The sequence below is a fragment of the Spirosoma gilvum genome (assembly GCF_054776815.1).
In genome coordinates this window covers 84,137-105,354 of record NZ_BAAHBH010000006.1, presented here as the reverse complement: position 1 = coordinate 105,354, position 21,218 = coordinate 84,137, and the positions used below count along the sequence as shown (strand labels likewise).

The following is a 21,218-nucleotide window of genomic DNA, read 5'->3' as shown; positions in this document are numbered from 1 at the left end:
TGGTAAAGCAGCAAGTCGGCCAAAACTCATATAAAAAGTTTCATTTATAAGCTACTGGTCCTCTCCCCGGATTGCAAAAATAGCCCCTTCCAACGCTTCATTGACCCGAATCTGGCAGGCCAGCCGGCTATCTGGTTCCGCATTGGGTAACGTATCGAGCATATCCAGTTCGGCATCCTGCGCCGACGGCAATGCATCCAATCCCTCAAGTACCTGCACATGGCAGGTGGCACACAGAGCCATACCGCCACAGGTCGCCAGAATATTGTAGTCCGACGCTTTCAGCACTTCCATCAAACTGAGATTGATCCCTTCTGGAATTTCCAGCGTCTGCCGCGTTCCATCGCGGTCTTCTATTGTGAACTGAATCATGGTATTTGGTGGTCATTGACTAGTTAAAAAGTAGGTACGCCGTTTACGGTCGTGTACTTGAAACTAAGTTTTTGATTCGGGTATACATACTGGAACGCACTCTGACACATGAGCGCGGCTTCGTGGAAACCACAAAGAATCAGTTTGAGCTTACCCGGATAGGTGTTGATGTCGCCGATGGCGTAGATGCGCTCAGCGTTAGTTGAATAATCAACGGTGTTGACACTGATAGCCGATTTGTCGATCTGTAGTCCCCAGTCGGCAATGGGGCCAAGTTTTGGGGTCAGACCAAACAGCGGAATCAGGTGATCCGCAGCCAGGATCGTTACCGACTTATCTTTGCCTGTAACGCTCACCTCTTTCAGATGCCCATTGCCATGTATACTCGTAATGTTCGATTGCAGCATGAGTTTGATACGCCCCTGCCGAGCCAGCTCGACGACTTTCTCAGCCGAATCGGGCGCTCCCCGGAATGAATCGCTGCGGTGAATAAGCGTAACCTCTTGCGCAATATCGGCCAGGAAAACAGTCCAGTCGAGGGCAGAGTCGCCCCCACCAGCCAGCACTACCCGACGGTCGCGGAACAACTCCGGGTTTTTCACCATGTAGGCAACGCCTTTACCTTCAAACTGCTCCAGATTCGTAATCTCAGGTTTACGTGGTTCAAAGCAACCCAGGCCACCCGCAATCACCACAACCTGACAGTGGACAGCCGTTCCTTCGTTAGTCGTAATTACGTACGAACCATCGTCCTGTTTTTCCAGCGATTCCACCCGTTCGCCCAGCGTAAAGCCGGGTTTGAAGGGTGCAATCTGGTCCATCAGGTTATCGACCAGCGTTTGTGCCTTTACTTCCGGGTAACCTGGAATATCGTAGATCGGTTTCTGCGGATAAATTTCCGAAAGCTGTCCACCCACCTGTGGCAAGGCGTCGATCAGGTGGCAGCGCATTTTCAATAAGCCTGCTTCAAAAACGGCGAACAGGCCAACGGGCCCAGCCCCAATGATGCAAATATCTGTCGTTATCATATCACTATATCAGCAAAATAGAACCAGTCTGGTGTAAGGCGGGAGGAAACCCGCTCTAATGGGTTGAAAATAGCGGGTTTCCTCCCGCCTTACACCAGACTGACATCGGGACAAATGTAGGGGTACTGTCCCTGTCCTTTTCATGATAAATAGTGATGGCGATAACAAAACGGAATACAAAACCCCGTGTCTGTACGGGCAAAGACATGGGGTTCAATAGGCATCTTAAATTTACCGGGTCATCCGATAGATCATGACTGCTGCCCGTTGAATCAGTAGCGGTAGCTCCTTGATATTCATCGTTTCCTCGATGCTGTGAGCCCCTTTGCCCGATGCACCCAACCCATCCAGGCAAGGCATGTATTGCGCCACAAAGGAAATATCCCCCGCTCCCCGTGCACCCGGATCGAAAGCCTCAACCGGCCCGATGCCCATATCCCGGCTAATCTTATCGACCTGCTTACGGAGTTCATCATTGGCGGCTGTCGGCTCCATACCCGGAATGCCATCGGTAAAAGAGATCGTCGCTTTCGTCAAGGGCAGGCTTTTGTCGACAATCTCCCGCATTTTCGCCCGAGCTTTTTCTTTCTGTGCTTCGGTCAGAAAGCGTAAGTCGCCTTTCACCAGTGCCGTTCCTGCCACAATGTTCGTTTTGCCATCGACAACCGCTTTGGCTGTTTTTTCGTCGTACTTTACTTCGGCTCCACCTACAATCAGGCCGGGGTTGAAGGTCAGGTATTGCTCCTGTCCCAACGTCCGTCGAAACTCGGTCAGGATACGGGCAGCTTCATAGATAGCGCCATAGCCTAAATCGCTGAAAATACGCGACGAATGGCCCGAACGCGCTTTCACATTCAGTGTCCAGCCGCTGGCTCCCCGACGTCCGGTGGTTACGTAGCGCAAGCCCTGTGCACTTTCGAAACCGAGGGCTACATCACACTTTCGGGCTCGTTCAATAAAATCTCGACGACTTTCGGGACCGCCCGAACTCTCTTCATCGCCCGTGAAATAGATCGTAATGGATGTATCATCGAGCAGTTTCTGTTCGTGCAAGGCTTTCAAAGCGGCAATCACCACCACATCGCCACCTTTCATGTCGTTCACACCCTGACCGGCTATGGTCGAATCGTTGACGCGGGTGTAGGGCTCCATGGGTAAGCTCTTTTCAAAGACCGTATCCAGGTGGCCAATCAGGAAAAGCTTTTTGCCTTTTTTCCCCTGCCGGGTAGCCACCAGATGCCCAGCCCGGTTCAGAGAGTCGGGTAAACTCACCCATTCGGTTTTAAAACCCAGCTTGTCGAATTCGTCGGACATCAGCTTACCAACCTGCCGAACGCCTTCTTTATTGAGTGTACCGCTATTGATGTTGACCACTTTTTCTAGAAACGCTTCCGTTTCGGTCATATTCTTTTTCACGCTGGCAATGATGCTCTGCTCGGGCTTGGAGAGCGATTGGGCCGAAGCCCCGAAACTGGCTAATAGGCAGCACAGGAAGAGTTTTTTCATGGTAGTCTGATTGGCGAAAAGTCCAAAATACAGAAAAATTGAGGCTACTGATCAAACCGGCTTTTTTACTTCATTCTTTTCAAGAATATCAAAATTTTCTATTGCTTTCCACAACGCTTCCAATTGACTGTGTTTGTGCTGTCGGTTACTTTTAACCGACATTGCGAGGTTTCTCAAAACCTACTATATCGTTCGGTTTTGAGAAACCTAACCGTGTCAGATGTTAAGCATCTGACACCACATTAGTCGATTTTAAAAGCAAGGCACATAAGCGTACCCGCAAATTTTAAGGCCATTCTAGCTATATTCGATCAAAAATAACATTCTGCCCAAATTCACTTCATTCGTTATCAATTCCGTACTCATGAAACACATTTTCCTGCTGTTGCTGATTAGTGGTGCCAGCTTGATGAACGCATACGCCCAAAAGCCAGCAACGCCTGAAACGCCTAAACCTAAAGACGATAAACCTGCCTCCCGAACCCTGAACATCGACTCGCAGGTGGTGACCAACGGACAGATAACCATCAAAGGGCAGCGGGTGCCGTACAAAACAACAGCGGGTACTATTCCCGTCTGGGACGAAGAAGGCAAACCAGTTGCGGGGGTATTTTTTACTTACTTCGAACGCTCTGACGTCACCGACCGGGCCAGCCGACCACTGGTGATTTCGTTCAACGGCGGGCCCGGTACAGCTTCGGTCTGGATGATGATAGGCTACACGGGTCCCCGCATCCTGAAAGTAGATGATGAAGGCTACCCGGTCCAGCCCTATGGCATCAAAGACAACCCCAACTCCATTCTGGACGTGGCCGATATTGTGTACGTGGACCCGGTCAACACTGGTTTTTCACGTCCGGTCAACAAAGATGTTCCGGCGGCTAAACTATTCTTTGGTGTCAACGCCGACATCAAATACCTGGCCGACTGGATCAACACCTTCGTGAGCCGATACAATCGCTGGGCTTCGCCTAAATACCTGATTGGTGAAAGCTACGGAACTACGCGTGTTTCGGGACTGGCGCTGGAGTTACAGAATTCCCACTGGATGTATTTGAATGGCGTCATTTTGGTTTCGCCGACGAGCCTGGGCATCGAGCGGGATGGCCCAGCGCAGGGCGTGTTGAAACTACCTTATTTTGCCGCCACAGCCTGGTTCCATAAAGCTTTACCCGCCGATTTGCAAAAGAAAGACCTTACCGACCTGCTACCCGAAGTCGAAACGTTTACTATTCAGGAGTACCTGCCCGCTCTGGCGTTGGGCGGTTCGATCAGTGATCAGAAACGAAAGGAAATCGCGGCTAAAGTGGCCCGCTACTCGGGTTTGTCAGAGACGGCAGTGATGCAGCAGAATCTGGATGTTCCGACGAATTTCTTCTGGAAGGAGCTATTGCGGGGCCGGGGCCAAACCGTCGGGCGACTGGATTCGCGCTACCTGGGTCTCGACAGCAAGGATGCGGGTGTCAGTCCTGAGTACAATTCGGAACTAACGTCCTGGCTGCACTCCTTTACGCCCGCCATCAATATGTTTATGCGTGAAGAGCTGAACTACAAAACCGATCTGAAATATTACATGTTCGGTCCTACGTTTCCCTGGGACAACACTAACAACCACACCGGCGAAAACCTGCGTCAGGCTATGAATCAGAATCCGTATCTGCATCTGCTGGTGCAATCGGGCTATTATGACGGTGCCTGCGATTATTTCAATGCCAAATACAGCATGTGGCAAATCGACGCGAGTGGTAAGCTCAAAGACCGAATGGACTGGGAAGGCTACCGGAGCGGCCATATGATGTACCTCCGCAAAGAAGATCTGGCTAGCAGCAACGAAAACCTGCGAAAATTCATCCAGAAAAGCATTCCAAAAAACAGCGCTCCGGCTAAATATTCAGGCCGCCGGTAATGGATTGGTTTAAATCCCCTCAACATACATGCACAATGGCGAAGTTGAAGAAAGTAGTGGTCAGTATCCTTATGACGATCGTCTGGCTGGTCATGTTTGGCATGGTCATTCCCATGAAAAGCACGAGAGGACAGGTCGTGACCGTACTCATCTGTCTGCTTATTAATACCGTATTGGGTGTTTATTACAGCCTGATCGATAATCGACCTGCCAGCTTTCGAGAGTGGCTGAAACAGTAATTTATCGCGATTGGGTGAAAGCCATTGATCTATGCCTTCAGAGCCTACTAACCTATTTACCCAGTTCCGACGCGAGCTGCATCAGTTTCCTGAAGTATCTGGTCAGGAAATGCAGACGCAACGGCGAATCAAAACATTTGTCAGTCAGTTTCGCCCTGATGCCTTACATGAAGTAGGTGGCACGGGGCTTCTTCTGCAATACGGGATAGACACAACCGGCCCCGTCACGCTTATCCGGGCGGATACCGATGCATTGCCCATTCAGGAGGTGAATACGTTTGCGCATCGGTCCCAGATTACGGGCGTTTCGCACAAATGCGGGCACGATGGCCATACAGCTATCCTGGCACGACTGGCATCGTTAGTATCCGAAAAACCGGTTACCAGCGGTACAGTTTATCTGCTCTTTCAACCGGCTGAAGAAACAGGACAGGGGGCTCAGGCAGTGATCAACGATCCTGTTTTTGCGACCATCCAGCCGGACCAAGTCTTCGCCCTGCACAATCTGCCGGGTTATGAACAGGGCGTTATCGTCTGCAAACCGGGTCCATTCACAGCGTCGGTTCTGAGTATGATCATAACGTTCACTGGCAAAGTTTCCCACTCGGCTGAACCCGAAAAAGGCACCAATCCAGCTTATATGATGGCTGAGTTTATGCTCAAAGCCAAAGCCCTGCAAATCCCCGACCCAGCCTCCGACGATTTCACGCTCATCACGCCCGTTCATACCATCATGGGCGAAAAATCATATGGCATTTCGGCGGGTTACGGCGAAGTGCATCTGACCCTTCGCACACGAACGGCCGGTAGAATGGATTGGTTGACCAACCAGTTAGAAACGCTTTTATCCGAGCTTACGGCCAGTAGTGGCATCGATACCCAAACAGCCTATACCGAAGCGTTTTTTGCCAATGAAAACGACCCGGAAGCTTTTGAGCAAATCAAGGCGAGTGCGCAAAAATTAGGCTATCCATTCCTCGAAAAGCAGGAGCCGTTTAAGTGGGGTGAAGATTTCGGGCTATTTACACAGCGCTTCAAAGGTGCCATGTTTGGCATCGGAGCGGGTACAGCCTCCCCTGCTCTTCACAATGATGACTACGATTTCAACGACGAACTGATCGAACCAGCCGCCCAACTCTTTTTAAACCTGATCGAGACCAGACACATGAGCTAAAAAATATTGACATGTAAAAGGTGATTTATGCCAAATCCGGGAATTAACCTACGTAAACCAAATCGATTACGTATGAAATCCCGACTCAAGTATGTCCTGATTGGCGCAGCCGCCCTAATGACGTTATGTTGTATCTATATGCTTTTCGGCCGAGGGTAATTGATGCTCACTCAACTTATTACGACGATGAACATCTGGAATATTCAGGAATATGAAGGTGACGGAATTAGCTGCCCCATCACACCCATCCACTTACCCTGGTACAAAAAAGTTGGGCTGTTCTTTTTCCGATTCGGCATTTGTCCGATGTGTGTAACAACCAGCGTTGGCTATAGCCTTTATCGAATGATTCGACCCATTTTCAAGCGCCATTAGCTCTAACCGATGACCATGCAAACCAGCCTGACGGACAGCCAGTTACTTGACCTGCTCCGGGCGGGCGACAATCAAAGCGTTGACTTACTCTACCGGCGATATTACCCGTCGGTAGAGTATTTTGTTATTCAGAACAGTGGCGATAAAGATCAGGCCCATGACTTGTTTCAGGAAACGTTGGTCGTCTTACTAACCGCTATTCGTGATCCATCATTTCAGCTTACCTCATCTCTAAAAACCTATGTTTTTTCTATCAGCCGAAACTTATGGCTGAAGCAACTCAAAAAATCAGCTCGATGGACAGGCTTGGAAACGGTTGGTGAAGACCGCAATGTGACGGCTCCGGTAGATGCCGAAGTGCCACCCACTGCGTATCAAACCGTTATGGGCATTATGGTTAAACTGACCCTGCGCTGTATGAAGCTTTTATCGTCTATTTTTTTCGGACAGAAAGACATGACCCAGATCATGAAAGACGATGGCTATAGCAGTCTGCACTCAGCGCAAAACCAGAAATATAAATGCCTGGAGCAAGCCCGAAAAATCGGGAAAACGTTACATAATGACTAATGGAAAATGTACAATGAATAATGATGTGAACTGGACCTTTCATTATACCTTATACATTTTCCATTATTCATTAACTTTATCACAACTTCCTCATATTCTATGCACTATACATCGTCACGCAAGAGCCCCCTTGGCTGGTTATTCGCTTTACTTTTTCTGACTCAGGCCAGTTGGGCGCAAACGGCTGGTTCGGTTTCGGTCGATAGTGTCGATGCGATTGTGCAGCGTCATATGCGGACCAAACACATTCCCGGCGTGTCGATTGCGGTGGTTCGACAAGGTACAGTTGTATTGAGTAAAGGATACGGGCTGGCCAATGTAGAACTGAATGTACCAGCCACTCCCCAAAGCGTTTATGCCATTGCTTCTGTCAGTAAGCAATTTATTGCGTCTGGTATTCTGATGCTGGCGCAGGAAGGCAAACTAACTCTCAACGACGATATTCATAAATACTACCCCCAGGCTCCACAAACCTGGCAGGGCATCACCTTGCGTCATCTGCTGTCGCATACGTCTGGGATCATTCGGGAAGCGCCCGCCTTTGATCCAGCTAAGATTCAACCCGATTCAGTAGTCGTTCAATCGGCTTTTCCGTTGCCGCTACAGTTCCCGATTGGCACCAAATGGCAGTACTGCAACGTCGGTTATTTTGCGCTGGCCGACATTATTCGGAAAGTATCGGGGCAACCCTGGCCAACATTTCTGGAGGAACGGATTTTCAAGCCTGCTGGTATGACCGCTACCCGTACCACAACCTTAAGCGAAGTGGTTCCGAACCGGGTCGATGGCTATGAATGGGAAAAAGATCATCTGCACCGGGCTATTCCGTATCGCGCTTTACGGCCAAGCGGTGCTTTCTTATCGACCGTTCAGGATTTAGCCAGATGGGATGCGGCTCTGGGTACGGCAAAATTCTTGACCGAGGCCAGCCAGAAAGAGATGCAGAAGCCGTTTGTCCTCAAAGATGGCACTCCGTACCCGTATGGCTTAGGTTGGCGAGTCGATGTCCTGATGGGTACACCCTGGATTCATCATGGCGGGTCATTGCCTGGCTTCCGAACCGAATACGCTCGATTCCCACAAGCGGGCTTTTCGGTCATTGTTTTGACAAACAGCGAACAGGCTCAGCCCGAAATGCTTGCCAAAGAAATTGCCACGCTTTACCTCCGCTCCGCTTCCGGGAAAATGGTAATCGGGAAGGAATAGAACGCAGATTTCAGGTAGAAAACTGTCCATGCCAATGCGTTGATTCTCCATTCTTTTCGGCCTTCTGACCACCTACTTTTGTCTCATTACCAAATCGACAAATAGTATGAACCCCTTTAACGAGTTCTTTAATGATGGTCGCCCGTTTGCGTTGGATGCATGTGGTGATACCATGTGGGACGAGGTATTAAATCAGCCTGAGCCTGCACAGAAGCAACACACTACCTTACCGCCAATTACGCTGGAAACGGCCAGTACTAACGATTCGCCGGTTGACGAAACCGATCGTCAGGTTCGATAAACGTAAGACCTTTACTCAGTCACGCGTTTAAACTTCATTATCTATGGCCAAAAATTATGCATCGCTTGCGTTTACCGAGAGCGTGCGAAAACTTCAGGAGAAATACGGTAGCCGGGATGCCTACGCTCGTTTTGAGAAAGCGGTCTACGTCGATGGCCTGACCCGACCGGAAATAAGCTTTATCAGTCAACGGGATAGCTTTTATTTGGCTACTATCGGCGAAAACGGCTATCCGTACGTCCAGCACCGGGGTGGGCCTAAAGGCTTCCTCCATGTACTTGACTCGTACACGCTGGGATTGGTGGATTTTAAGGGAAATAAACAATATATCTCCGTCGGGAATATCCTCACTCATCCGCAGGTGTCACTTTTTTTGATGGACTACCCCAGACAGACCCGCCTAAAAATCTATGCAGAAGCCTCCGTTGTCGAATTAGCCGACCGACCGGATTTGTTCGCCCAGCTAGACCCAGCCCAGTATAAACATACACCCGAACGTATGCTCCTGTTCCGGGTCAATGCCTACGACTGGAATTGTCCGCAACATATTACGCCCCGATATACCGAAGAGGAAATGCTGGATGTTTTTGCCGCCCAACAGACTTACATTGCTCAATTGGAGCAGAAAATCAACACGTTACAAAATACGTTGAACGATCAAAAACAATAAGTTTTTTGCTATTCCGACCGGATTTACAATCCCCGCCGTTGAACAATCTATAAAGTCCTAATTGTTACCATCGCATGTATATCTATGATCGCCACACGATGGTCAACCCGCAGAACGGGAATCTGGCTTTCAGCATTTTCCAATTCGATAATCCCACGCTTTTTGCCTCGGTTCAACGCTTCAACTACTTCAGTCTGATCCTGTGGAAAGGTGGAACGGCTGACCTCACGGCCGATTTTACCCACTATTCGATTTCTGGAAATAGCCTACTGGCGTTTTCGCCGTTCCAGCCCTTCCGGCTTCAGACAACCGAAGCGGCTAGTGGCTGGGTGATTCATTTTCACCCGGAGTTTTTCTGCATTTTCAGGCATCATGCTGAGATTTCGGCCAATGGTTTTCTATTCAACAATAGCTATCAGCCTCCATTCGTGTCATTGACGCAGGAGCAGATAACCCATTTTGAAGGGCTAACCCAGCAAATGGCAGACGAGATTCAGAAAGTTGAATTGGCGCAGCACGAGTTATTGATTTCATACCTTAAGATCATCCTCATTCAGGCAGTCAGGCTGAAACTGGTCCAATACCCAACGCATAAGGAGTCAATATCCATAGCCGAACAACAAGAGCCGTTTGTCCTTCAGAAGCTCAAAGACGCCATCGAACTGCATTACCGCCATAAACATGCCCCCAGCGATTATGCCGATCTGCTGAACATAAGCCCTAAAGCACTGGCTAAAATCACCCGGCATTACTTTCACAAAACCCTTACCGATTTGATCAGTGACCGAATCGTGATTGAAGCCAAGCGGGAATTATACCTGACCCCAAAAACGATCAAGGAAGTCGCGCATGAACTGGGTTTCGAGGATGAGTTTTATTTCAGCCGTTTTTTCAAACGGCACACAACCGTTTCTCCACAGACGTACCGGGAAACGGTTGGTTTTAACCGGGCAGCCAGTTCATCAGTCTTAGAATCCACAGACTAACGGCTGGAGACATGAGCGTTTCAACAAACCAACTTTGAGCGTTTCAACAAAGTTACCCCTTCGTTATTAGCCGAATTTTGTCCTCGTTAACTAACATATGGCTTTGATGTAAAGTCGTGCCACGGTTTGTTTTTATCCACCATAGAACCGTGGCACGACTCTATGCCAAAGCCTTAACAAACAAAGACAATGGCAAAAATTTGGTTTATTACAGGAAGTTCTCGCGGGCTCGGACGGAGCCTGACCGAAGCTGTTCTCGCTCATGGTGACACCGTAGTTGCAACTGCCCGCCAGCCTGAGCAGTTGGCCGACCTGCTCGACAAATACCCCCATCAACTGTATCCGATCCAGTTGGATGTAACGGATAAACAACAGATCAAAACGGCTGTCGAGCAGGCAATTACTCATTTCGGACGCATCGACGTACTGGTCAATAATGCAGGGTTTGGGATCACAGGGGCCGCCGAAGCGTTTACCGATGAACAGGTGCGCAGTCAATTGGAAACAAACCTATATGCGCCTATCGAACTGACACGGGCGGTGCTTCCCTACATGCGAAAACAGCGTTCCGGCCGGATTCTACAGATCAGTTCGATAGGTGGTCGTATCGGCAATCCCGGTTTGTCGATCTATCAGGCCGCTAAATTTGGGTTAAGTGGTTTTACCGAAGCGTTGGCCAAAGAAGTAGCTCCGCTGGGCATCCGTGTCACCTCGGTTGAGCCGGGTGGGTTCCGTACCGACTGGGCAAGTGCTTCCATGAGCTACGCGCCTGAAGTAGACGGTTATGAATCGACCGTGGGCTGGGTGATCAATCACCTGAAAGGCGATAATTTCGTCCCCGTAGGCGATCCAGCTAAAGCGGCAAAGGTCCTGATTGACCTGGTCGATCAGCCTGAGCCCCCTATGCACCTGGTGTTGGGCAGTGAAGCCGTTGGTTTCCTGAAAAAAGCCGATGCCGCTCGTCAGGCGGAGCTGGAAAAATGGCTACCCGTCAGTCTTTCCACCGACCACGACGATGCCGTCAATTTTATGGAAACAGAGACCGGAAAACGATTTGCAGCGATGCAGACAAATTGAATGATAGAATGACTGAATGATTGAATGGTTTTGTAACAGTACTTATTCAATCATTCAGTCATTCTATCATTCAAAATTAAAACTCTCTATGAAACTCACCCCCATTGCCTACTCGTGTTATTACAGCCGAAGCCGGGAGGGCGAACAGTTCGTTCCAGAACATGTTTTCAGCTACCAGATAGCCGGAACGCTTCTTACCAATGACGGGACGAAAGAGTACACATTCCGGGAAGGCGATTTCCGATTGAGCAAACGAAATCACCTTGTCAAATTCACCAAACTGCCGCCCGAAAACGGTGAGTTCAAATCCCTGTCGATTTACCTTACGCAGGATTTGCTCCGTGCGGTAAGCCTGGAATATAGCATCTCGGCATCATCTCATCAGGAAGGCGACGCTATTCTGGAACTGAAGCCCGACCCGCTTTACAAAAGCTACATGGATTCGCTGTATCCGTACCAGCACCTGACACAGCCCGGCCATGAAAGCCTGCTCACGCTCAAACTGAAAGAAGCGGTTCTACTGCTGATCAAGGTAAATCCAGAGGTCAAAAACAGCCTGTTTGATTTTTCGGAACCGGGCAAAATTGATCTGGAAGCGTTTATGAACAGAAACTTCCATTTCAACGTAGAATTGAAACGATTTGCCTATTTGACCGGTCGAAGCCTGGCTACTTTCAAACGGGATTTTGAAAAGATTTTCCATAGCTCGCCGAGCCGCTGGCTACAGCACCGACGTTTGCAGGAAGCACATTATCTGATCAAAGAAAAGGGGAAATCGCCCACGGATGTGTATCTGGATGTAGGCTTCGAAGACCTGTCACACTTTTCGTTTGCCTTCAAAAAAGTGTACGGCATTGCTCCGTCAAAAATCTGATGCCTGAGCAATAAATGAGACGCGCTGGTTCACAGGAAGCAACTCCGGCAAAATCTCCGACTAAGCCGATTTGACGAATCGTTGACGATCCTATCCAATGCCAACCAGATGTTTTCAGAAGCCTGACAGCCCAATTTGTTATGGCTGATTTAGTTACATTGGCCGTTGCCCAGAACGACGAATCAGTTCGTTCAGCGTGTCTATATCTACATCGCTAAGGCGTTTTACATACACGCAGCCTTTTCCGGTTGTATGCTTGCCTAGTTTTTGTAGCAGTTCATCTTTCCCTTCAAAAGAACCCAGATACAGAGTGAGGGCGTTGGCTCGGGGCGAAAACCCGACAAGGGGCGCATCACCCTCGCGGCCACTTTCGTACTTGTAATGATAGGACCCAAAGCCAACGATACTCGGCCCCCATAGTTTGGGTTCAAATCCAATCTGGGCCTGCATAATCTCTACTAACCGAATGCTATCGGTTCGCTTCGGCTCATCAGCTACGGAGTTGATAAAGTCCGTGACGCTTTGGGTAGTTTCGGTCGTCTTATTTTTAGCCATGATTCAACATTAAAATTCCTTTTCGCCGAATTCGTTTGTGGGGAGTTTGGCTTGTTTATTACGCTGACGCAGGGAGTAGCTCACATTAATGAGCAGTATGTCGCGTTCCTGAAGATAATTGGTGGTTGTATAAAAGTCCTGCCCACGCGTGGTTATGCGTTGCTGATTGGTCGGGAGCCAACCCATGCCAATATTCTGCCACTGCAACATGACCGACAGGCGGTTTTGCTGAAAACTTTTCTTGATAGACAGGTTCGGGATCAGAAACCGCGAATCTTCGCCCTGGGCCGTTATCCGTTGCGACAGGTAATTAACATTAGCCTGAATCACCCAGGTTGGCGTAGGCTGAATGGTGGTGTTGGCATTAAGGGAATAGGCCCACGCCTGATTGTTGAATACCACCGAATTCTGGAAAAGTTGCCCGGCTATCATTGATCGGTAAACTGTTCCGCCAACATACAATTTCCAGTGTTTGGTAAGGGTCAGATCCGAAACCAGCTCGATACCCAGCCGCTGCGCCCGGCCTGCATTCGTATAAATCCGGTTCAGAATGGTGTCGGCAAATACATTATTGACCCGATTTACGATGTTTTGAATATTTTGATGATACAGCGTTGCCTGTAACGTACTTCGGCCAATGGTGCGGGTCGCTCCCAATTCGCTCAGATCAACAAATTCGGGAAGCAGGGCCGGATCGCCCTGTTCGAGGGTTTCGGAATGTTCGCGTTCGGGTAGTGGGTTCAGGGCCAGATTGCTCGTTCGCTGTACCCGACGGCTATAACCTAAGCGCAACTGCCAGTCATCTTTCGGGCGATACACCACATTGAGCGACGGGAATAAATTATTAAGCGTCAACGGGTAATCTTGTCCCTGCGGCCGAATTTCGACTTGCCGTTGGGCCGACTCAAAACGCAAACCTGCCGTATATTCCCAGATTTTCGTTTTGCGGCTATACTGCCCATACAGACTATGTATCTGGTTGCTGATGCGTGCCTGACCAGTGAACGCATCGATAACCCGCAGTGGTGTTCCTCCTCCATCCTGCTGAACAAATCGGTAGGCGCCATCGTCCTGCTGGGTTCGGTATTGATAACCCGCTTCGAGTCGCCCTCCGGCCAACGGCCAGCCTGCATCCAGATTAGCACGAGCGTTGCCGATCGGTCGGTCGGTCGTCGTCAACGTATATTGGACGGTATCACGGGTATCGGTCTTAAACAGGTTCAGGTTTCGGGTGAAGCCGTCCAGATAGTCATATTCGTATAACATACTGGCACTGATCGTCGCTTTGTTGGCGAACGTATGCGTGTAGTCGAGATTAGCGGTAAAAAACTGACCTCGCTTCCGCACCAGATTCGCATTGAAATAGTCAAGCTGACTGATTAGCAGGCCCGTTTGCCGGTTGATGGTGCGGTTGTTATAGAACAGATCGGCTGTGCGATCTTCAGTCCGGCGGCCATAATACAGCCCACCACTCCAGACATCCGTTTTGTTAGGAGTAAAATTGACAGCGAGCCGATTGGTAAAGGTGTACCGCTCGAAACTCCGTTCACCCACACTGGGGAAACTCGTAAATCGGTTACCGACCGTCGTATTGGCATCGCCCTCGCGTCGGCCCGACAGGTCATTGCGGAGGTATGCCGTACTGAATGTCCAGTCCCAACGAGTGGAGCGATAGCTTAGTGTAGCATCGGTACCGTACCGAACGGGACTATGCGCGTTGCCAAATGTGTTCAGACTGGGAAGACCAATCTGGCTATTTACCAGTACCGATAGCCCCAACTCGGCACCTGATTTGGTGGTAATGGCAATAATTCCCGCTTTGCCATCGGGATCATAACGAGCCGATGGTGTGGTGATAACTTCGATCGATTCGATGGTATTGGCGGGAATCTGGTTGAGCAAGGTTCCCAGATTGGCCTGTACGGGTTTGCCATTCAGCAACACCAGAAAACCGTTGGCTCCGCGTTGGGTCACTTCCCCTTCGGCATTGATACTGATTCCTGGCAGATTACGCAGCAAATCGGTGGCCGTCCCTCCTACGGCCGAGCCGAATTGAGCCGCCCGATAGGTTTGCCGGTCCGCTTTTACGGTTAGATCTGCTCGTTGGCCCTTTACGACCACTTCGTTCAACTGGTTTTTGGAAGGTTCAATCAGTATTGTTCCTACGTTAAGCACCTCACCACGTTTGAGTGTTACAGCTACCGTCTGTGATTTATAGCCAATAAAAAACGTCTTGAGCTGATACGAACCTGGCATTATTTGAGCCACTCGAAATACCCCCAACGAATCAGCTATTACACCTGTTACGGCTACTGAATCGGCTGGCCGGTACAAGGCAACACTGACATACGGAACAGGTTTAGAATTGACTCCATCCACAACCACCCCAGTTAATTGGGCCTGTCCCGAAGCCAATTGTGCAACAAGAAAAAAGAAGAGAAAAAAAGTGAAATGTTGTTTCATAAAGCCAGCCCTATCCGTAGCCTTCAATTCCTATAACCTTCCTTAAGTTCAGAAAATCCGTTATGAATTTGTAAATTCGATTACACGGTTTCAGACCGAATACAATCCCCTATAAGTCATCCAAAGGACTGACCAGCATCAGTCTACGCCTTCTTTCGATTGATTTCCTTTGTCATGACGTTCAAACCGGTGAGGATCAAAACCAGATAAATTGATACCTAATCGATAACCAGTTTAACATACCGTATATCAATCATGAAAACGATCAAACTTCTCGCAATCCTGCTGGGCTTATCCGCTATATCTCACATAGGTCTGGCCCAGGGTCAAAATTACAAACATATTGCCCAAACGGGAGAGATTACCAATGAACAAGGTCAGAAAATTGGCCTGGTAACTAAAGACCGCATTATCCTGGATAACAAAGGTACGAAATTGGCCTTTGTCGACGGGCAGGGGAATCTGGTCGATGCGAAGACAGGCAAAAAGACGGGACGGGTTGGCAAAGACGGCAAAAGCTACCTTGACGAAAACGGCGAACTGTTATTTACGATAAAAGATAAATCAGACAAAACCTGTGATATTCTGGATGCTAAAGGCAAAATTGTCGGCAACGTTCACGAGAGTATGAAAGGAAATGCCTGCGCCATCCACTGCTTTCAGGCTAAGATGGCCAGCAAACCCGACCATAGCAAAATGAAGCATTCACGATAACCCAGCTCTACTTTACGTTTTAAGCCATCAGGCTAGCATCAGTCTTACTGCTAGTCGGATGGCTTTTTTAATGCCAGTTGTGTCAGACAACATATAATTCTGCAGACTTCAACAACGTAGCACGTAGTCTCCATAAGTAATAAACCAATATCAGGCTGTTTTTACGTACCCCACAGCTACCGGATGCGATTTAACGCTAATTTGTGCCGAAAATGAATTCGTCAACACGGTGAAAATACAACTCGCTTTCCTGGTGCTGATTCCGGTCTTTGCCATTGCGCAATCGAATCCGCCAACGTCTCCCTACCCATTTACGCTCGCTCAGGATTCGGCCTACGTGCGTGAAAATTATATCAAGTCTGAGTTCATGGTTCCCATGCGCGACGGCACGAAACTGTTTACGCAGGTCTACGCCCCTAAAGACCCATCCGTAAAGCATCCGATTATCATGCAGCGGACGCCTTACAGTTGTCAGCCGTACGGAACCGATAAATTCCGTCGTCGGTTAGGCCCTAACGCCTTTATGCTACGCGATAACTACATCGTTGTTTATCAGGACGTTCGGGGCCGATGGGCGTCGGAAGGTACGTTTGTCGAAATGACTCCGCATGTAGATGTGAAGAAGTCGAAGACGGATCATGACGAAGCATCGGATACCTACGACACCATCGACTGGCTACTGAAAAACATTCCGAACCATAACGGCAGCGTGGGTCAATGGGGCATTAGCTATCCGGGATTTTTCACCTCGGCAGGTTCTGTATCGGGCCATCCGGCGTTGAAAGCTTCGTCGCCACAGGCACCGATGGCCGATCTCTGGCGGGATGATGCCTTTCATAATGGAGCGTTTCAGATAGCGGCCAACTTTAGCTTCTACCCGTATTTTCAGGAGCATAAACAACCGACGAAACAAAACCCTCCCCTACTGTTTGAGATCGACGACCCGGACGGCTACCATTTCTACCTAAACATGGGCCCAACGGCCAATTCGGAAAGCAATTATTTCAAAGGCCGAAACAAGTACTACTACGAGAATTTCCAGCATCCTGATTACGATGATCACTGGAAAAAACGAAATATTCTGCCCCATCTGAAAGGCATCAAACATGCCGTAATGGTGGTCGGTGGCTGGTACGATGAGCAGGATTTGTACGGCACCTTTAACACCTACAAGGCGATCAAAAAACAAAACCCCGGTATTCAGAATATCTTCGTGGTGGGCCCCTGGGTGCATGGTGGCTGGTCGGGGCCATCTGGACAAACGCTCAATGATCTGGATTTTGGCTCGGCTACGTCGCCTTATTACCAACAGAACATCGAAGCGAAGTTCTTTAAGCATTATCTGTTCAACGAAACCACGTCATTAGATCTACCCGAAGCGACCGTATTCGAAACCGGTACCAACCGCTGGCGGACCTTCGATACCTATCCGCCGAAGCAAGCCCAACAAAAACAGGTGTATTTACAGGCCGGGGGTAAACTTGGCTTTTCACCGTCATCCACTGGGGCTACTTTTTCCGAGTTCCTGTCCGATCCAGCCCATCCGGTGCCGTTTACCAGCAAAATAAACGATGGTTTTTCAGCCGACTATATGGTCGATGATCAGCGTTTTGCTTCCTCCCGGCCCGACGTGCTCACCTTCCAGACCGAACCACTCACCGAAGATCTGACGCTAGCGGGCCCCATTCTGGCACAACTGACCGTATCGACCACCGGAACTGATGCCGACTGGATGGTGAAGGTTATTGATGTGTATCCACCCGACGCACCCCAGCAAAATCCGCAGAAGAAAGACGTTGTCTATGGCGATTATCAGCAGCTTATTCGCAGCGAAATGTTGCGGGGGAAATACCGCAACAACATCAGCAAACCCGAGCCTTTTGTGCCCAACCAACCATCGCTGGTATCCATTGAGTTACAGGATGTACTCCATACGTTCAAAAAAGGGCATCGGCTCATGGTACAGGTGCAAAGTAGCTGTTTCCCCCTGGCCGATCGGAATCCGCAGACATTCGTGAACATCTTTACGGCAAAGGAATCGGACTATCAGAAAGCCACGCATCGGGTATATCATGAAAATAGCTATCTAAAAATCGGGGTCTTGAATCCCTGAAGTAATGACTATTCCACTTTTTGTCATTTCGACCGTAGGGAGAAATCTCAAGCTGGCTTCATCCATAAATTGAGATTTCTCCCTACGGTCGAAATAACAAAGAGTGTTCTGAAATGTCAGAATGTAATCGTTTACCCATGAAATACCTTATTCTGTCTTTATTGTTAATCGGTAGTATACCGATACTAGCACAGCCCACCAAGCGTATTCCAGTTCGTGTGGTTGTGGTTACCATGTTCGAAATTGGTTCGGATACGGGCGATCGACCGGGCGAATTTCAATACTGGGTCGAGCGGTTGCCTCTTTCTCAAACCATTCCGTTTCCACAGGGCTACCGCGACCTACGCTACAACCCCGATAAACAGGTGCTGGGCATTTGTACCGGCATGGGTACCGCGCGTTCGGCCGCATCCATCATGGCGCTGGGCATGGACTCTCGGTTCGATCTGTCGAAAGCGTACTGGTTAGTAGCCGGTATTTCGGGTATTGACCCAACCGATGGGTCGGCGGGCTCGGCGGTTTGGGCCGAATGGCTGGTCGATGGTGATCTGGCTCATGAAATCGACCCGCGCGAAATTCCCAGCGACTGGTCGACGGGTTATTTGCCGTTGCGACGAGCCAAACCCTACGAAGAACCTGTCCAGGAAAATGACTTTCAGGTAGCTTATCACCTAAATCCAGACCTGGCCAAATGGGCGTACGGACTGACTAAAGACGTAAAGCTCGACGATAGCGAAACTCTCCAGAAAATGCGAGCGGTATACCGCGATTTTCCCGAAGCGCAAAAACCACCTCGGGTCATGATGGGCGACCACATTGCGGCCATGACGTTCTGGCACGGCAAATACCTGAACGATTGGGCAAACCAATGGGTTAGCTACTGGACCGGAGGCAAAGGTAATTTTGTCACCTCCGCTATGGAAGATACGGGTACAGGTCAGTCGTTACAATGGCTGACCAAAGCAGGACGGGCCGACATCAACCGGTATATGGTCCTCCGAACGGCCAGCAATTACACCATGCAACCATCGGGTGTAACGGCCGCTCAGAACTTAACCAACGGTGGCAAAGCCGTAGGTGAACGCTATACGGCTTACATCCCCGCCTTGGAAGCCGCCTACCGAACGGGCGTTCTGGTGGTCGATAAGCTAATCGGCAACTGGAACACCTATCAGACAAGCACACCTCGTTGATCCATTTAATTTGATTTGAGGGTCGCTTATACAAAAGCTTTTCCCAATCCAAAAGCTCCACCCCTCTCCTGAAATCAGGAGAGGGGCAGGGGGTGAGGTAAAACCATCACAAGCCTATGCGCCTACTAACCGCACTATTTATTGCCCTACTTCCTAATTTCTCCTTCGCTCAATCGGTACAGAAACCTAAACTCAAGGTTGTTCCCCTCAACGATAAGGTGTACGTCCATATAACCTATGGCCTTTATCAGAACGAAGCTGTACCCTCCAACGGTCTGATTATTAAGACCAATGACGGTGTAGTTCTAGTCGATACGGGTTGGGACACTGACTCTATCGCTGATAATACCCAGCAACTACTTCAATGGGTAAAGGATAACGTACACCAACCGGTCCGGCTTTGCATTGCTACACACGCACACGGCGACCGCGTGGGCGGTACAGGTGCCCTTCGTAGAGCGGGGGTTCGAGTCATCAGTACGCCACTGACCGCGAAAAATTCGATTAAAGAAGGTTACTCATCACCCGAAGGCATTTTACCTTCCGACACGACATTTACCATCGGTGGCGAACCCATTCGCTGCTTTTTTCCGGGCGAAGGCCATACGAGCGACAACATTGTGGTTTATCTACCCAACCAGCAGATTTTGCATGGCGGCTGTTTAGTGAAAAGTGTCGCTGCTTTTGGCATGGGATTTCTTGGCGATGCCAATCTGGCCGAATGGGGCAACTCGATTCGGAATGTGATGGCCAAATTCGGAAACGCCCGCATCGTCGTACCCGGTCATGATGACTGGAGCGATACCAAAGCGCTGGAACATACCCTCAATCTGCTCGCCAAACACTTAGCCAAGAAGAAGTAATGCCGACACGTCTTCTGATGGACCATGACGGTGCCATCGACGATTTATTATCGCAGTTGCTGGTCCTGACCATGCCCGATGTCGAACTGATCGGTGTTACGGTAACACCTGCCGATTGTTTCATTGAACCCGCTCTCGAATCGGCGTATAAGTTGCTTCAGATCATGGGCAAGGAGTCGGTCCCGCTTGGTCGGGGAGATTATTACGGTATCAATGCCTTTCCGAACGAATGGCGAGCCCGGCCGGAAATTATCAATGCGCTACCGATGCTGATCAATCTGCCCAAATCACCTGATCCGTATGGTTACCTGAGCGCTCCTGACCTGATCATTGACCGACTTACCTCGGCCGATAGCCCTGTGTCCATTCTGATGACGGGCCCTTGCTCCAATCTGGTTCTGGCACTCGAAAAAGCACCGGAGCTAAAAACGAAAATTCATTCGATTGTCTGGATGGCGGGCGCTTTCCGTACAACAGGCAACGTACAAACGTTTCAGCACGACGGCAGCGCCGAATGGAATGTGTTCTGGGACCCGATCAGTTCGCAGAAGCTGGTTTCTTATGAGTTACCCCTCACGCTGATTCCGCTCGACGTTACGAATCATGTACCGGTTACAAAGCAGTTCCTCTCCCGGCTGGCTACCCAGATCGATCATAAGCTCTCGAACCTGACCGGGCAATTGTGGGCGCTAACCCTCGACACTATTCCGAGTTATCATTACACCTATTTCATGTGGGATATTCTGGCGACAAGTTATCTGGCCATTCCTGAATACTTTACGACCGAGACGGTAAAAGCCAACGTGAGCATCCGCCCACCCAACGCCGGGCAAACCTACCTCGACGATAACGGGTATCTCCTGACGATTGCGACCGACGTAAAAACGGCCGAATTCTACGAGTATATTCTGACCCAGTTTAAACAGTGATTTAGTACCTGTTTAAGCTTTCCTTGAAAAGTATTTTTTTGTCATTCTGACCGGGACGCGTAGTCGAAGGAGGAATCTTCGGATGAGGGAGCAAACACTATACT

The 21,218-nt window shown here is 49.5% G+C and carries 21 protein-coding genes; 16 read left to right on the top strand and 5 right to left on the bottom strand.

The genetic code is table 11. From position 1 onward, the window contains the following. Nucleotides 1-51: 51 nt before the first annotated feature. From ACYVFD_RS16950 to ACYVFD_RS16940, 3 genes are all read right to left on the bottom strand, one after another. The gene (locus ACYVFD_RS16950) at nt 52-372 is read right to left on the bottom strand and encodes a 2Fe-2S iron-sulfur cluster-binding protein (RefSeq protein ID WP_461091457.1); all 321 of its coding nucleotides are present in this window, start codon (nt 370-372) and stop codon (nt 52-54) included. A 23-nt stretch (nt 373-395) separates the two neighbouring features. Continuing rightward, nucleotides 396-1,400 (bottom strand): NAD(P)/FAD-dependent oxidoreductase, encoded by a 1,005-nt coding sequence (locus ACYVFD_RS16945; protein WP_461091456.1) that lies wholly within the window; start codon nt 1,398-1,400, stop codon nt 396-398. A gap of 231 nt (nt 1,401-1,631) precedes the next feature. Next, on the bottom strand, nt 1,632-2,906 hold the full coding sequence (locus ACYVFD_RS16940) for a M20/M25/M40 family metallo-hydrolase (protein ID WP_461091455.1): 1,275 nt from the start codon (nt 2,904-2,906) through the stop codon (nt 1,632-1,634). Nucleotides 2,907-3,270: 364 nt separating this feature from the next. Between ACYVFD_RS16940 and ACYVFD_RS16935 the strand changes: the two genes are divergently transcribed. The 11 genes from ACYVFD_RS16935 (at nt 3,271) to ACYVFD_RS16885 (ending at nt 12,284) form a co-directional block, all read left to right on the top strand. After that, the gene (locus ACYVFD_RS16935; RefSeq protein WP_461091453.1) at nt 3,271-4,812 is read left to right on the top strand and encodes a S10 family peptidase; all 1,542 of its coding nucleotides are present in this window, start codon (nt 3,271-3,273) and stop codon (nt 4,810-4,812) included. A 35-nt stretch (nt 4,813-4,847) separates the two neighbouring features. Further along, the gene (locus tag ACYVFD_RS16930; RefSeq protein WP_461091452.1) at nt 4,848-5,051 is read left to right on the top strand and encodes a hypothetical protein; all 204 of its coding nucleotides are present in this window, start codon (nt 4,848-4,850) and stop codon (nt 5,049-5,051) included. A gap of 31 nt (nt 5,052-5,082) precedes the next feature. After that, nucleotides 5,083-6,225, top strand: coding sequence for an amidohydrolase (locus ACYVFD_RS16925; protein ID WP_461091451.1), 1,143 nt, complete (start codon nt 5,083-5,085; stop codon nt 6,223-6,225). A 186-nt stretch (nt 6,226-6,411) separates the two neighbouring features. Continuing rightward, a complete protein-coding gene (locus ACYVFD_RS16920; RefSeq protein ID WP_461091450.1) occupies nt 6,412-6,600 on the top strand; it encodes a hypothetical protein in 189 nt (62 codons plus the stop codon). A 15-nt stretch (nt 6,601-6,615) separates the two neighbouring features. Beyond that, complete coding sequence (locus ACYVFD_RS16915; RefSeq protein ID WP_461091449.1) at nt 6,616-7,170, top strand: RNA polymerase sigma factor; 555 nt, start codon at nt 6,616-6,618, stop codon at nt 7,168-7,170. Between the two features lie 99 nt (nt 7,171-7,269). Continuing rightward, a complete protein-coding gene (locus tag ACYVFD_RS16910; RefSeq protein ID WP_461091448.1) occupies nt 7,270-8,376 on the top strand; it encodes a serine hydrolase domain-containing protein in 1,107 nt (368 codons plus the stop codon). A gap of 106 nt (nt 8,377-8,482) precedes the next feature. Beyond that, on the top strand, nt 8,483-8,677 hold the full coding sequence (locus tag ACYVFD_RS16905) for a hypothetical protein (protein WP_461091447.1): 195 nt from the start codon (nt 8,483-8,485) through the stop codon (nt 8,675-8,677). Between the two features lie 43 nt (nt 8,678-8,720). After that, complete coding sequence (locus ACYVFD_RS16900) at nt 8,721-9,347, top strand: pyridoxamine 5'-phosphate oxidase family protein (protein ID WP_461091446.1); 627 nt, start codon at nt 8,721-8,723, stop codon at nt 9,345-9,347. A 74-nt stretch (nt 9,348-9,421) separates the two neighbouring features. Beyond that, a complete protein-coding gene (locus tag ACYVFD_RS16895; RefSeq protein ID WP_461091445.1) occupies nt 9,422-10,333 on the top strand; it encodes a helix-turn-helix domain-containing protein in 912 nt (303 codons plus the stop codon). Between the two features lie 189 nt (nt 10,334-10,522). Then, complete coding sequence (locus tag ACYVFD_RS16890) at nt 10,523-11,410, top strand: SDR family oxidoreductase (protein ID WP_461091444.1); 888 nt, start codon at nt 10,523-10,525, stop codon at nt 11,408-11,410. Nucleotides 11,411-11,498: 88 nt separating this feature from the next. Then, on the top strand, nt 11,499-12,284 hold the full coding sequence (locus ACYVFD_RS16885) for a helix-turn-helix domain-containing protein (protein ID WP_461091442.1): 786 nt from the start codon (nt 11,499-11,501) through the stop codon (nt 12,282-12,284). A gap of 153 nt (nt 12,285-12,437) precedes the next feature. Here ACYVFD_RS16885 and ACYVFD_RS16880 read toward each other — a convergent pair whose 3' ends face one another. Together ACYVFD_RS16880 and ACYVFD_RS16875 are read right to left on the bottom strand one after the other, a co-directional pair. Continuing rightward, nucleotides 12,438-12,839 carry a DUF1801 domain-containing protein gene (locus ACYVFD_RS16880; protein ID WP_461091441.1) on the bottom strand — a complete coding sequence of 134 codons (402 nt, stop codon included), beginning with the start codon at nt 12,837-12,839 and terminating at the stop codon, nt 12,438-12,440. Between the two features lie 9 nt (nt 12,840-12,848). Continuing rightward, nucleotides 12,849-15,302 (bottom strand): TonB-dependent receptor, encoded by a 2,454-nt coding sequence (locus tag ACYVFD_RS16875; protein ID WP_461091440.1) that lies wholly within the window; start codon nt 15,300-15,302, stop codon nt 12,849-12,851. A 255-nt stretch (nt 15,303-15,557) separates the two neighbouring features. Here ACYVFD_RS16875 and ACYVFD_RS16870 point away from each other — a divergent pair, with 255 nt between their 5' ends. The 5 genes from ACYVFD_RS16870 (at nt 15,558) to ACYVFD_RS16850 (ending at nt 21,114) form a co-directional block, all read left to right on the top strand. Next, nucleotides 15,558-16,016, top strand: a complete 459-nt coding sequence (locus ACYVFD_RS16870; protein WP_461091439.1) for a 5-fold beta-flower protein — start codon at nt 15,558-15,560, stop codon at nt 16,014-16,016. A 229-nt stretch (nt 16,017-16,245) separates the two neighbouring features. Further along, complete coding sequence (locus tag ACYVFD_RS16865) at nt 16,246-18,129, top strand: CocE/NonD family hydrolase (RefSeq protein ID WP_461091438.1); 1,884 nt, start codon at nt 16,246-16,248, stop codon at nt 18,127-18,129. 137 nt (nt 18,130-18,266) lie between these two features. Continuing rightward, nucleotides 18,267-19,322 carry a purine nucleoside permease gene (locus ACYVFD_RS16860; protein ID WP_461091436.1) on the top strand — a complete coding sequence of 352 codons (1,056 nt, stop codon included), beginning with the start codon at nt 18,267-18,269 and terminating at the stop codon, nt 19,320-19,322. A 116-nt stretch (nt 19,323-19,438) separates the two neighbouring features. Continuing rightward, complete coding sequence (bla, locus tag ACYVFD_RS16855; protein WP_461091435.1) at nt 19,439-20,185, top strand: subclass B1 metallo-beta-lactamase; 747 nt, start codon at nt 19,439-19,441, stop codon at nt 20,183-20,185. Further along, nucleotides 20,185-21,114: a nucleoside hydrolase gene (locus ACYVFD_RS16850; RefSeq protein WP_461091434.1), complete on the top strand. Its 930-nt coding sequence runs from the start codon at nt 20,185-20,187 to the stop codon at nt 21,112-21,114. Before bla ends, ACYVFD_RS16850 begins: the two co-directional genes overlap by 1 nt. Nucleotides 21,115-21,218 lie beyond the last annotated feature (104 nt).